Below are 12,692 nucleotides of genomic sequence, written 5' to 3'. Positions count from 1 at the left end.
TGGGCGCGACCGTTCCACTTCGGCTACAGACTGGATTAAAGGCGCGCCATGGCAGATCAGCACAACGATAAATTCCGTACCGATCCTGCGGAACAGCCTGGCAGCGCGCAGCCTCCTGTAGTACCTCCCCAGCTTCCGTCTGAAAAAGACACTCTGCCCCCGGGCGCGGCCTCTCTGCTGACTGCGGAGCGGCCCGATGCCGATGATGAAGATTTTGCCGCGGAATACGCCGATGCCGAATTTGTGCATCCGGCGGACATGGCCGACCATCTTGAGAATCTGAGTCTCGAAAAGCAGGTCAGCACCCTGAGCCGCATGTCCAAGGAGGACGCCGCAGAGGCGTTGGCCGAACTGGACGAGAACATGGCCGTGGACGTGCTGGAAAATCTGGACGATGACGTAGCCGCCCAGATTATCGCCGAGATGTCGCCCGACGACGCCGCCGATGTGCTGGACGAACTGGACGAGGATCACCGCGACGCCCTGCTGGAAAAGCTCGACCGCGAAGATTCGGAAGAATTGCGCAATCTGCTCAATTTTGACCCGGATTCTGCCGGCGGTGTCATGAACACCGAGCTTATCTTGCTGGAAAGAAATTTTACGGCAGATGAAGCTATCGCCCACATCCGCAGCGAAATGGAAGACAAGGAAAGCCCCTACTACGCCTATGTGGTGGACGAGCATCAGGTGCTTGTGGGCGTACTTTCTCTGCGCGATCTCATGCTGGCGCGGCCCGGCACCATCGTGGGCGACGCGGTTTCGGGCCAGAGCGTTGTCAGCGTTACCTACGATACGGATGAGCGCGAAGTGGCAAGCCTGCTCTCGCACTACAATTTTATGGCCATGCCCGTTGTGGACAACGAGGGGCATATCCTCGGCGTGGTCACCTATGACGATATCATGGACATCATGCACGAAGAAGCCAGCGCCGACATGCTGGGCATGGTGGGCGCCGACCCGGAAGAAAGCGTGGATACCCCCTGGCTTGAGAGTGTGCGCAAACGCCTGCCCTGGCTGTTTGTGAACATGATAAATTCCGCCCTGTCGGCCTCGGTGGTTTACATGTTTGAGGGCTCCATCGCCCAGATGGCAGTGCTGGCCGTGCTCATGCCCATGGTGGCCAATCAGGCGGGCAATACGGGGCAGCAGGCTCTGGCGGTGATGATCCGCCAGTTGGCCACAGACCGCTTTGACCAGAAAAAGGCCTGGATGGCCGTGGTGCGCGAGGGCAAGATCGGCATTGTCACCGGCATGGCCATGGCTGTGGTGGCCTTTTTCGCTGCATGGTGGTTCACGGGCCTGCCCATGGTGGGCGGCGTCATGGGCGGGGCTCTCTTGTGCGACATGCTTTTGGGCGCGGTGGCTGGCGGCTCCATCCCGCTTATTTTTCGGGCGCTGGGGCGCGACCCCGCGCAGGCTTCAAGTATTTTTCTCACCACCATCACCGATGGCGCAGGCTTTTTTATCTTTTTGGGCCTGGCCTCTCTGTTCATTTTATAAAAAATTTGTCACCCTTGGTCTGTTTGAGGGATCATGCCCCTGCAACGGCGCGGCTGTTACAGGGCAACCTTGCGTTGCCCCGTGTGCTGCATCATGGCCGCTGCGGCTTCCTTGCCGCGTGGCCGGGGCATGGAGGGCTTCCGGCTTTGTCCCCCATCGCCGGAATAGATGCCAACAGCCGCCACTGGGGAAGCGGGCCGAAACATCAGCTGCGAGAGCCGCAAAGCCGTGCCAATGGGTGATATTCCGGGCGAGGTCTGCCGCATTTTGCTGGTGGACGATCACAAGCTGCTTATGGAAGGCGTGCGCAGTCTGCTCGCGCCTTATGGGCATCTGCGCGTTGTGGGCATGGCCCAGAACGGAGGCGAGGCTGTGGCTCTGGCGGCATCCCTGCAACCGCATTTGCTGGTGCTCGATCTTGGCATGCCCGGCATGAATGGTCTTGAAACTGGGCGCGCCGTGCTTGAGGTGCGGCCCCAGACGCGTATTTTGGTCTATACTGGGCATGAAGATCAGCGCTGGCTGCCGGAGCTTATTGATCTGGGCATTATGGGGCATGTGCGCAAGTCTGAATCGCCCGGCGTGCTGCTGCGCGCCATTGAAAGTGTGCGCGCGGGCGAGATTTATCTGAGTTTTCCCGATCCCGGCGGGCGTGTGGCGGCCATGCTGCGTCAGCGGCGCGAGGCTGCCGATACGGCGAATGCCGATGCCGGGGCTGATCTGGGGGCCCTTTCGCCCCGAGAGAAAGAGATTTTTCGTTTGCTGGCTGATGGCATGAGCGTCAAGAACATAGCTGCGGAGCTGTATATCAGCCCCAAGACGGTGGAGACTCACAAGTACAATCTGCTTACCAAGTTGCAGGCCGGGTCAGTGGGGGATTTGGTCAAGATTGCCATCCGGCACGGTCTTGTGAAGGTGTAGGGAAAAGGCATGTAAGAGCTTGGTGGCGGGGTGGGGCGAACCTGTCGAGCGTATTTACGCAAACCCGACTTTTCTGGCCTGACGGCGTTAAAATCCTGTTTTTGATGCTCACGTACATGAGTACGCTGCGCTCAAAAACAGGATTTTTCCTTGTCAGGCCAGAAAAATGCGTATTTTGCAAATTCACTCAACACCAGCCATCGCCTCCGCCTTGCTCCGGCGAGTTTAAGGAAGGCAACACAACAACCAGCTTTTGATGGCGGATAGATTTTTTTGACTCGCAATTTATCCGTCTGGTCATGGCTGAATGGTAATTGGTGCATTACGAGTAACTTAAAGAAGTTGTATATCTTTTTATTTGTTCTTTGACTTGTCCAAGCTTGCTGCTGGCTGACGGTATGTCCACGAGGTATTAAATAGGAATGAAGCATGCTCTACATCTAGGTAACTGCTGAAGATGATTGACTAAAATTGATTTAGATGCAAAGCGAAAGCGGACGATGGCATTTACGCGGCGCGGAGGGAGATCACCTGAGCGAGCGTGGCGAGTGAGGGAAGCTCCCGCGGCAAGAGCCGCGTTGCCCTCGTCGTTTTGCGGAAACTGAAAACCTCAGGGGGTGCTTCGGGGGGGGATGCAAGGGGGGCCGAGAAGGGGGCGTAGCCCCATAACCGGCCCCACCTTGCCGCGCGCCGCGCAGGCGTCCCAAACTCCGCCGGACGGCGGAATCTCATGCTCGAGGGCAGTAAACCGCTTAAGCCCCATGCTGGGGAGGCGAACCCGCGCGCCGCGAAGGCGTCCCAAACACCGCCGGACGGCGGAATTACATGCCCGAAGGGCAGCAAAAATCAAAGGTTTATTCCACTCCTGCGGAGCAGCAAAAATCAAAGGATGATCCTCGCCGCCGACAGGCAAAATCCCCTCCCCACCTCTGGGGAAATCCCTTAGTCATTTTTTCACAATTCAGGATTCTCCTGATAGCACCCAACCCCTTTCCAACCTACCTTGAGCTAACCGTAAATAAACTTGCGTCGGCAAAAGGCCGCAAGGGGGAAACAATGGCTTTTGATTTCCAAAGAACCCTGAAGAGCGGGGCTGAGAATTTTGTGGTGAAGTTCATTCTGCTGCCCGTGGCACTGTGCCTGTGGCTTGCCTGTCCGGTGTCGGCACAGGCTGCTGAGGCCCTTCCGGCTGCTCAGGTCGCCGTAACGGCGCAGGCTGAAAATGCCGCTCCAACACAGGCCCAGTCTTTTGTGGCTGTGGCTGCCGCCGATACTTCGGTGCAGGCCGCGCCCGCTGAAGCCGCTCCCGCTGCTTCGCAAGCGACTGAAGCGGTGGCTATAGACAACAACCCGTGGTGGTACTGGCCGCTGGCCCTGCTGTTCTTCTGTTTTATCCTCGGCGTGATCGCCGTCATGGCCGGTGTAGGCGGCGGCGTTTTGTTTGTGCCGCTGGTGAGCGGGTTTTTCCCCTTCCACCTCGACTTTGTGCGAGGCGCTGGCCTGTTGGTGGCCCTTGCGGGCGCGCTGGCCGCTGGCCCCGGTCTGTTGCGGCGTAACTTCGCCAACCTGCGTCTGGCTCTGCCTGTGGCGCTGATTGCCTCTGCCTGCGCCATCGTGGGTGCCATGCTCGGCTTGGCGCTGCCTACCAACGTCATTCAGACCTGCCTTGGCGCGACCATCCTTGGCATTGCCGTGCTGCTGCTGCTTTCCAAAAACTCAGTGCGCCCGGTAGTGACAAAGCAGGATGCCATCGGTCTTGCGCTCGGCATGAACGGCGTTTTCCTTGAACCCAGTACCGGTGAAGTGGTGGAGTGGAAAACCCACCGCACCCTGGCTGGCCTGCTGCTGTTCATCGCCATCGGCATCATGGCTGGCATGTTCGGCCTTGGCGCTGGCTGGGCCAACGTGCCTGTGCTCAACCTGCTCATGGGCGCGCCCCTCAAGGTCGCTGTGGGCACCTCCAAATTCCTGCTTTCCATTACCGACACGTCTGCCGCCTGGGTGTATCTGAACCAGGGCTGCGTTATCCCGCTTATGGCCGTTCCTTCCATCGTTGGCCTTATGCTGGGTTCTGTGGTGGGTGTGCGGCTGCTTGCCAAGGCCAAGCCCAAGTTCATCCGCTACATGGTTATTGGCGTGCTCTTCTTCTCCGGGGCCAAGGCCCTCATGAAGGGCCTCGGCTGGTAATCCGCACCGGATACGCTTGAACTGAAGGGAGAAAACAATGACCACTGATCTGAAGAACGACATAAAGGCCTCCCCCGCGCAACTGCGCTATGCAGATACCCTGTTCTACGGCGCGCTGCTGGGCTTTGTGGTAATGCTTGTTACTTATGCGCTCTATGTTTTTGGTGTGCTTACGCCGCAGATTCCTCTGGACCAGATGCCGCACCTGTGGACGCAGAACGCAGCCGCCTACCGTGCTGCGGGCAATATCCCTCAAGGTTGGGGCTGGCTTGCCCTTGTGGGGAAGGGCGATATATGCAATTTCATTGGTATCGCTTTTCTTGCGGCGCTCACCATCATCTGCTTTGTGCAGCTTGCGATCAGTCTTGTGCGCCAGAAGCAGTGGATTATGACGATTATTGCCGTGCTTGAAGTGTTGGTGCTCAGCCTTGCGGCTTCGGGCGTTCTGGTGGCTGGCGGCCATTAGTCGGGGTTTTGCCTTACGGGGCCGGGGAACGTGCCGCCGTGGAGCTGAACCGCACCAGCGGGCTTGACGGCGGCGCAGACCTTGGAGGGCACATGTTCGCCACGATAAAAAACTACTTCGCGCATCTGCTGGAAGTTCCGGAGGCGGTGTCTCCGGCCCGGTACCGCTCGCTGCGGCGGCTGATGACAGTGCTCATGGTGGCCGTTTCGGTTACGCCGTTGCTGCTGCTTTCGGCCATCAGCCATGTGCAGTATATGCGTACCCTCGAGCGCGAACTGGAAAGCCCGGTGTACGCCCTGGCCCGCAAGTCGCAGGCGGCGCTGGAGTTGTATCTTGGCGAGCGTGTTTCCACGGTGAGTTTCCTTGCCCACGCGTACACCTTCAAGGATTTGCTGGACGAGCGAACTCTCAACCGCGTGTTTCTGGCCCTCAAGAGTGAATATCAGGGCTTTGTGGATATGGGCCTGGTGGACGCGGACGGCCAGCAGGTTGGCTATGTGGGGCCGTACAAGCTCAAGGGCGTGGATTACGCGGGCAAGCCATGGCTGCGCGATACCGAGATAAAGGGGCGCTACCTCAGCAACGCAATTCTGGGGTATCGCGGGTATCCGCACCTTGTTGTGGCAGTGCACAGGCTTGAAGAAAACGGCGTTTCGTGGACGTTGCGCGTGGCCACGGATACCCTGCGCATCCAGCAGGTTGTGTCCACCGTTGGGCCGGAGCACGACACTGACGTATTTCTTGTAGATACGGAAGGCGTGCTGCAAACGGATTCCAATCTTTTCGGCAAGGCGCTGGAAAAACTGCCCATGGATTTGCCCCCGGCCTCGCACGAAACAGTGGTGCGCCGTATTACCGACCCCAAGGGCAGGCAGCTCATGGTGGCCTCGTGCACACTGGCGGGTACGGATTTCATGCTGCTGGCTGTCAAGCCCACGGAAGACGCCATCCGCCCCTGGCTGGCCCTGCGCACGGAATTGCTGCTCGTCTTGTGCGGCGGCATTGCCCTGATCTTTATGGTTTCTAATCTGCTCATGCAGCAGCTTATAAACCGGTTGCAGGCCAGTGATGAGCGCCGGGTCGCTGTTTTTGCCCAGATGGAGCACAACCAGAAGCTTTCGTCCATTGGGCGTCTGGCTGCGGGCGTGGCCCACGAGGTCAATAATCCGCTGGCCGTCATTTACGAAAAGGCGGGGCTTGCCCAGGATCTTTTAAGCATGGGCAAGGTGTGCGGCGATGGCAAGGACAAGGAAAGGCTCTGCGCCCTGCTGGAAGGCATTGAAAGCACCGTGGAACGCGCGCGCGGCATTACCCACAGGTTGCTGGGCTTTGCCCGCCGCATGGAAGCCAACCGTCAGGCCCTGCACATAGAAGAAGTTATTTCAGAAACCCTTGGTTTTCTTGAGCGAGAAGCAAAAAACCGGGGTGTCAAACTTGACGCGGAACTGCCGCCCAACCTGCCGGAAATTGTGTCGGACAGAGGCCAGTTGCAGCAGGTATTCCTCAACATCGTGGGCAACGCGCTGGACGCGCTGGCCGGTGGCGAGGGGAGCACGCAGACTCCGCAGGGCGAAGAGCGTTTTGTTAAAATACGCTGTCAAAGCCAGAACGGCCAGATGCTGGTGAGTGTGCAGGACAACGGCAAGGGCATGTCGCCCGAAGTGCTCCGGCATATTTTTGAGCCGTTTTACTCCACCAAAAAAGACAAGGGAACCGGGCTCGGCATGTTCATCACCTACGGCATCGTGCGCAAGCTTGGCGGCGAAATTCACGTACAAAGCGAAGAAGGGCGGGGCAGCACCATAAGCATCACCCTGCCGCTTACTCCGCCAGATGTCGCGGTGGAGGTGTAGAATGTCATTACGCATCCTTCTGGCTGACGATGAAAAGGAATTTGTCGATACCTTGGCAGAGCGTCTTTCGCTTCGCGGCTTTGCACCCTATGTAGTTTATGACGGCATCAGCGCCCTCCAGGCCGCCACGCCGGAAAAACCCGATGTTGTGGTGCTTGATCTCTTTATGCCTGGTTTGTCGGGCGATGAAGTGCTGCGCCGCCTCAAGGTTCTGTATCCTGATTTGCCGGTCATCCTGCTCACAGGGCACGAGGCTGTGGACGACAACGGCACAAATCCTGTGGCGCAGGCCTTTGCCTGCCTCACCAAGCCGCTGAGTTTCAATGTTTTTCTGGAAACGCTGCAAGCTGCCGTGCGTGAAGGCAAGGAATGCGCAGCCAACGGAGGCAAGTCATGAATGAGAGTCAGTGCATGGCCCGCTTGCTGGCTTCCGCTGTTCACGACATGCGCAACGTGCTGGCTGTGATTCGTGAATCTGCCGGGCTGGCGCAGGATCTGGCAACTTTGGCTGGCGGCAAGACTGTTGCCGCGCCGGGGGCAGAGCGGCTTTCATCGGCATTGAGTGAAGTGCAGCGTTCCATTATTCAGGGTGCGGCCCTTTCCGAAGCCATGGACTTTATGGCTCAGGCTGGAGGCATGGAACCCGGCAGCGCTGGCCCCTGCGATCTTGCGCGGGTAAGCCGCAGCTTCTGCCTGCTGGCGGCGCGTCAGGCGCGCGCGGCGCAGATACAGCTGACCAGCGGCGAAACTGAAGAACCCGTGTGGGCCAATGTGCCGCCTTTGGCTGTGCTGCGGTCGCTGCTTGAAGTGTTTGACCTCTGCTCCTCGGTGGGCGGGCAGGTGAACCTGCGCCTCACTGCCGGGCGGCGGCAGAAGGAAGAAGGCATTATTGTTGAGGCACTGGAAGGGGCCAACCGCGAAATGGCTTTGGCGGCCATGACGGGCAGCCCCATGCTGGACGGCATGCGCCCCGGTTGGCGCGCCGTGCTTATGCCCTGGCGGGATGCCGGGCCAAGATTTTTCCTTTCCATTTCGGCCTGCGATAGCGAAGGCGAATAACCGGCGCCGGCATGTTGCCGGGCCTTCAAGGAGTATTCCATGACCAAGGAAGACATCAAAATCCTGCTGGTGGACGACGAAAAGCAGTTTGTGGACACGCTGTCGGAGCGCCTTGCCATGCGCGGCTTTGAAGCGCGGGTGGCCTACGACGGCCCCGAAGCCCTCAAGGCTGTGGAGCAGCCCACCGACGTTATCGTGCTTGACCTGCGCATGCCCGGCATGGACGGCTTTGAAGTGCTGCGCAACGTCAAAAAGAGCAATCCGCAGGTTCAGGTCATCATTCTTACGGGCCACGGCGGCGACGCTGAAGAACAGACCGCCTATCGCATGGGCGCGTACAACTTCCTCAGAAAGCCCATGGACATTGACGAATTGCTCAACAGCATTCGCATGGCCTACCGTGATAAGCTCGAGAACGCCATGGTGGCTGTTTCTCTGGCAGAAGGCGGCGATTTTGACTCCGCCCGTGATGTCATGAACGAAAAGGACGTGCTGGAAGAGCACGGTAAATAAGCGCTGATGCAGCTTTGACCGGGAGGGCCGGATGGAGCGCATCCGGCCTGCGGCAAGGGTATTTCTGCACGGAATGCTCCTGCAAGGGGTTGCCCCATATCCCTGCCATAAAACAGGCGTTGGCTGGTCTTGCCCGCCGCAAGGCGGCTTGTTCAAGCGTTAATTGTCCTGAAGCGGTTTTCTGAAACTGCCAGGGCGGCAGCGGTTCGCCATAGGAGTTCGCCATGCGTGTGCTTGTTGTGGATGACGAACCTGCCTTTTCGGAGCCTTTGGCCGAACGTCTGGCATTGCGCGGCTACGAAACCGCAACCGCGCAGGATGCCGATGCGGCCCTGGCCGAACTGGCGCGCGGCCCCCGCGACCTCATATTTCTTGATGTGGGGCTGCCGGGTATGGACGGCGTGGACCTGCTGAAAATCCTGCGCGAGCACTACCCGCAGACCGATGTGGTGATGCTTTCCGGCGCAGGAGATATGGGCAAGGCCGTGCAGGCCATGCGGCGCGGCGCGCTGAACTGGCTTTCAAAGCCCGTGGGCATGGACGGCATCCTTGCGGAGTGCCGCAAGGCGGCGGAACGCGCAGGCGCACGACAGGAAGCCGCACGTCTGGCCGAGGCAGCCCGCTGGCGCAGCCTTGGCCGGGTAGCGGAAGGCGTGGCCCATGAGGTCAACAATCCGCTGAATATCATGGTGCAGGCCGCTGGCCTGATCCGTGACTGTCTGGAAGAGCCGGAAGCCGAAGCTTTGCCGGATATCGGCGAAGTGCGCGAGGCTGTGGACACCATCAGGACGCAGAGCCTGCGAGTGCGCGAGATAACGCGCAAACTGCTCATGGTGGGGCACGGGCTTGACCCCCGCGTAGGCGCGCTTGATGTGGCCGCGGATGTGGCCCATGTGCTGCGCCTGCTGCACGAACGCATGGAAAGCGCCCATGTGCGTTGCGATGTACGAGTGCCTCAAGGAGAAGGCGCGCCCCGCCCCTTGGGGTCTGCACCGGAATTGCAGCAGATATGCCTGCACCTGCTGGAAAACGCGCTGGATGCTCTCAGTGATGCAGAATCCGCAGCAAGAGCGGCAGAGCGCCCCGGCGGTCTGATTATCCTGACCGCCAGCACCAGACGCGATGCGCAGGGGCAGGATTGGTACGACCTTGTGGTGCGCGACAACGGCCCAGGCATCGCGCCCGACATCATGCCGCACATATTTGAACCTTTTTTCAGCACGCGCGCCCTGCAAAGCCCTGTTGCCGCGCATGCATCGGGCGGCAAGACGCTTGGCCGCTACGTGGGGCTGGGGCTAGCGGTAGCCCGTTCCCTGGCGCACGCCCGGGGCGGCGAGCTGACAGCCGCCAACGCGGCTGATGGCGGAGCAGAATTCTGTCTCAGCCTGCCCCTGGCGGAATCTTTGGGGGAACGCCAAACGCCGCCCAAGGCCGAAGCATAGGACTCCGAAATTTTTCATATTGAGCGCAAGGTTCGATCTCTGACGTTTGCGCCACCCATCACCTCCATGCGCCCCAAGCGTTTACGGTGGAAGCCCCTTGCCAAGGGTTCGGCAAGGGGCAATTCTTTTATTGCAGGCCAACACAAAGCCCCTGCCGCAGGTTGTCCTCCGGCAGGGGCTTTGTGTTGATGTCATTGCGGGCTTTGCCCTTGCCCTGTCAGAATAATGGGGCGGGGACTCGGCGTGATTAAGAAAAAACTAATCCGGCAGCAGCACGTCTGTCTGAAAACCGGCGGCAACGCACTTGGCAATAAGATCGCCAGAACCGTCGTAAATTTTTACGTCATAATTCAGAATATGCTTGCCATTGCGTACCACAAAGGCCTCCGCCGTGAGGGGGGAAACCCTGCCGGGGCGCAGGTATTCTATGGTGGTATTCAGGCTTACCACGCCGTAATCCTTGCCCGCATTGGCGGCAGAGCCAAAGGCCACATCGGCCAGGGCAAAGATGGCCCCGCCATGGGCCATGCCCATACCGTTTTTGTGGTTTTCGGTGATCGGCATGGTTACCTTGGCGTATTCCGGCGTTGCGCTTTCAATGGTCATATCCAGATAGCGCACCAGCTTGTCGTGCTTTTCCACGTAATTTTTCATTTCCATCTCCACACGTACCCCTTGCCCTGGCGGTTTCACTAGTTGGCTTTGCCTCAAGGCGCATGCCTTGTTGCCGCACCACCGCGCCAGAGTTGGCGTTTAAAAAACCTTGAGAATGCGTATTCTCAAGGCTGTTTTGCTCTTGTGAAAAACACGGGCTGAAGGCCTTGGCTTTCAGCCCGTGTTACATCAAACAAATGCAGATATGGTTTATTCTACCTGCTGGATGCCGTCCAGCTTCCAGTTGCCGCCTGTCACGGGGCGCATGAAGTGCCACACTTCGCGCGCGGAGGACGGCGTCTGCTGGTCAGGGCTTTCACGCAGGAGCACGTCAAAGAACACCTGAGCATACTGTTCCTGGCCTTCATCGGTCACACCGAGAAGCTGGGCGTTGACCAGCAGAATTTCTGTGGTGCTCGGCTTGGGGTCGGCTTCCATCTGTTCACGCACCGATTTCTGCACGGCCTCGGTGGTGAACTGCGAAATATCGTTCATGTCGCGTTTGTCCCAGGCCGTCTGCAAACGGGTGTAAGCCATCTTGGCCCCGCGCAGAAATTCATCGGCATCAAAACCGGGAGGCATGGGAATCTGCGGGCCGGGGGCTTCAGCCTCGCCAGCACCGCCCTGACCACGCAGGGCGTCCCATCCATTGCTCGCACTGTCGTTACGCATCATGCCCGCTTCGGGCTGTGCGGCCTGTGCGCCTTGCGCGCCTGCTGAAGCTTGCGCGGGCCTCTGCGAGCCGCGAAAGGCGGCAAAGAGCTTGAGGCCAAGGAAAATCATCAGACCGATGAGCAGGATGTCCATAAAGCCGCCGCCAGCAAAACCATGGCCGCCCAACAGCGAGCCTATGAGCGTACCGGCGAGCAGGCCGCCCATGAGGCCGCCCATGCCGCCAAACATACCGCCAGGACGCGCGGCAGGGGCCGCCTGTGCCTGAGGCTGAGCGGCGCTGGGCTTATTCTGGAAAGTGGTCTGCGGACGGGGTGCAGGCGTGCTCATAAAGGGCTTGCTGCCAAAAGAACCACCGCCGCCCAGACGAGCGGCAAGTGCGTCATCAGACAGGGTGAACATGAGCGAACAGCAAAGCAGAACAAGAACCGTCAAAAAAGCTTTTATTTGCATGAACATCTCCCATAAGGGCGGTGTTGGTCATCTCCTTGAGTGGCGATTTGACCGGGTAGTACTTTCTGTACAAGCCTTATCTACTATAATCATTATGCAGATTAAGGCAAGTCTGGGGAAAACGCGGCAAGGCGAGCAGTTTTTTGCTCCCTGCGGCGTGGCCGAAGAAGTATCGTGGCGGGTTTGAAATCAGCAAATCCGGCGGCTTGGGGGCGTTATTTTTGCAGTGAGGTCAGACCGTCAAGAATTGTCCACGGATTGGGCGGGCAGCCGGGAATGTACAGATCCACGGGCAGCAGTTCGCTCACGCCACGGTTGCACTGATCGCTTTCGCGGAACAGACCGCCGGAAATTGCGCAGGCCCCCACGGCAATAACAATGCGCGGCTGGGGAGTGGCCTTGAAAGTATCAAGCAGGGCCAGCCGCATGTTTTCCGAAACCGGGCCGGTTACGGCAATACCGTCGGCATGGCGGGGCGAGGCCACAAAATCGATGCCAAAGCGCCCAAGGTCAAACACCAGAGTGGTGAGCACGTTGCTGTCGGCTTCGCAGGCGTTGCAGCCTGCGGCGCTGACCTGCCGCAGTTTGAGCGAGCGGCGGAACAGGGAAAACCTTGGCGGCGTGGGCTGCTCTGCGAAAGGCTGACCGGGAACCACCAGCAGGCCCTCGCGGGTAAAGGATGCCATGCGGTGCTGGCCGGTAAAGGTAAAGGCTCCCTTGGGGCAGGCGGCACGGCATGCGCCGCAAAAGGTGCAGCGCCCCATGTCCAGCGTGGGAGTGCCGTCTTCCGCGCCAGCGGTGGGCAGCAATGCGCCAGCGGGGCAGGCCGCGTAGCAGGCGCGGCACGAGCCGCAGGAAACCTGCGCAAGCTCCGGCCTGCCCAGATACCTGGGCGAAAGCGAGGGCTGGAGTTTGGGGTAATCCAGGGTGCGGTATTTCTGGTGCAGGCGTTCCTTGATAATACGCAGCATG

General features: G+C 59.3%; 14 protein-coding genes. 9 read left to right on the top strand and 5 right to left on the bottom strand.

The genetic code is table 11. The features are described 5' to 3' along the window. The first annotated feature begins 48 nt into the window (after positions 1-48). Positions 49-1,500, top strand: coding sequence for a magnesium transporter (mgtE, locus tag QZ383_RS06075; protein WP_291443911.1), 1,452 nt, complete (start codon positions 49-51; stop codon positions 1,498-1,500). Positions 1,501-1,556: 56 nt separating this feature from the next. On the opposite strand, the gene QZ383_RS06070 is transcribed toward mgtE, so the two are convergent. Beyond that, positions 1,557-1,706, bottom strand: a complete 150-nt coding sequence (locus QZ383_RS06070) for a hypothetical protein (protein WP_291443909.1) — start codon at positions 1,704-1,706, stop codon at positions 1,557-1,559. 28 nt (positions 1,707-1,734) lie between these two features. On the opposite strand from QZ383_RS06070, the gene QZ383_RS06065 reads away from it, so the two are divergent. Next, entirely contained in the window at positions 1,735-2,421 is a 687-nt protein-coding gene (locus QZ383_RS06065; RefSeq protein WP_291443907.1) for a response regulator transcription factor, read from the top strand. Positions 2,422-2,552: 131 nt separating this feature from the next. On the opposite strand, the gene QZ383_RS06060 is transcribed toward QZ383_RS06065, so the two are convergent. Next, positions 2,553-2,852 carry a hypothetical protein gene (locus QZ383_RS06060; RefSeq protein WP_291443905.1) on the bottom strand — a complete coding sequence of 100 codons (300 nt, stop codon included), beginning with the start codon at positions 2,850-2,852 and terminating at the stop codon, positions 2,553-2,555. Between the two features lie 625 nt (positions 2,853-3,477). Here QZ383_RS06060 and QZ383_RS06055 point away from each other — a divergent pair. The 7 genes from QZ383_RS06055 (at position 3,478) to QZ383_RS06025 (ending at position 9,941) form a co-directional block, all read left to right on the top strand. After that, complete coding sequence (locus tag QZ383_RS06055; protein ID WP_291443903.1) at positions 3,478-4,608, top strand: sulfite exporter TauE/SafE family protein; 1,131 nt, start codon at positions 3,478-3,480, stop codon at positions 4,606-4,608. Between the two features lie 37 nt (positions 4,609-4,645). Then, positions 4,646-5,074, top strand: coding sequence for a DUF1634 domain-containing protein (locus QZ383_RS06050; protein WP_233483220.1), 429 nt, complete (start codon positions 4,646-4,648; stop codon positions 5,072-5,074). Between the two features lie 38 nt (positions 5,075-5,112). Further along, positions 5,113-6,927 carry an ATP-binding protein gene (locus QZ383_RS06045; protein ID WP_365861247.1) on the top strand — a complete coding sequence of 605 codons (1,815 nt, stop codon included), beginning with the start codon at positions 5,113-5,115 and terminating at the stop codon, positions 6,925-6,927. Between the two features lies 1 nt (position 6,928). Beyond that, positions 6,929-7,324 carry a response regulator gene (locus QZ383_RS06040; RefSeq protein ID WP_291443901.1) on the top strand — a complete coding sequence of 132 codons (396 nt, stop codon included), beginning with the start codon at positions 6,929-6,931 and terminating at the stop codon, positions 7,322-7,324. Beyond that, positions 7,321-7,986, top strand: a complete 666-nt coding sequence (locus tag QZ383_RS06035) for a sensor histidine kinase (protein ID WP_291443900.1) — start codon at positions 7,321-7,323, stop codon at positions 7,984-7,986. Before QZ383_RS06040 ends, QZ383_RS06035 begins: the two co-directional genes overlap by 4 nt. A 39-nt stretch (positions 7,987-8,025) precedes the next feature. Beyond that, positions 8,026-8,499: a response regulator gene (locus tag QZ383_RS06030; protein ID WP_192113365.1), complete on the top strand. Its 474-nt coding sequence runs from the start codon at positions 8,026-8,028 to the stop codon at positions 8,497-8,499. A 224-nt stretch (positions 8,500-8,723) separates the two neighbouring features. Continuing rightward, positions 8,724-9,941, top strand: a complete 1,218-nt coding sequence (locus tag QZ383_RS06025) for a response regulator (RefSeq protein ID WP_291443897.1) — start codon at positions 8,724-8,726, stop codon at positions 9,939-9,941. Positions 9,942-10,199: 258 nt separating this feature from the next. On the opposite strand, the gene QZ383_RS06020 is transcribed toward QZ383_RS06025, so the two are convergent. The 3 genes from QZ383_RS06020 to QZ383_RS06010 form a co-directional block, all read right to left on the bottom strand. Continuing rightward, positions 10,200-10,595, bottom strand: coding sequence for a PaaI family thioesterase (locus QZ383_RS06020; protein WP_240824888.1), 396 nt, complete (start codon positions 10,593-10,595; stop codon positions 10,200-10,202). 210 nt (positions 10,596-10,805) lie between these two features. After that, the gene (locus tag QZ383_RS06015; RefSeq protein WP_291443895.1) at positions 10,806-11,720 is read right to left on the bottom strand and encodes a TIM44-like domain-containing protein; all 915 of its coding nucleotides are present in this window, start codon (positions 11,718-11,720) and stop codon (positions 10,806-10,808) included. 215 nt (positions 11,721-11,935) lie between these two features. Beyond that, positions 11,936-12,691 (bottom strand): 4Fe-4S dicluster domain-containing protein, encoded by a 756-nt coding sequence (locus QZ383_RS06010; RefSeq protein ID WP_291443894.1) that lies wholly within the window; start codon positions 12,689-12,691, stop codon positions 11,936-11,938. Position 12,692 lies beyond the last annotated feature (1 nt).

Source organism: Desulfovibrio sp. (assembly GCF_019422935.1).
GTDB lineage: Bacteria > Desulfobacterota > Desulfovibrionia > Desulfovibrionales > Desulfovibrionaceae > Desulfovibrio.
The sequence above is the reverse complement of the archived record's forward strand: the minus strand, read 5'-3'. Positions and strand labels throughout refer to the sequence as shown.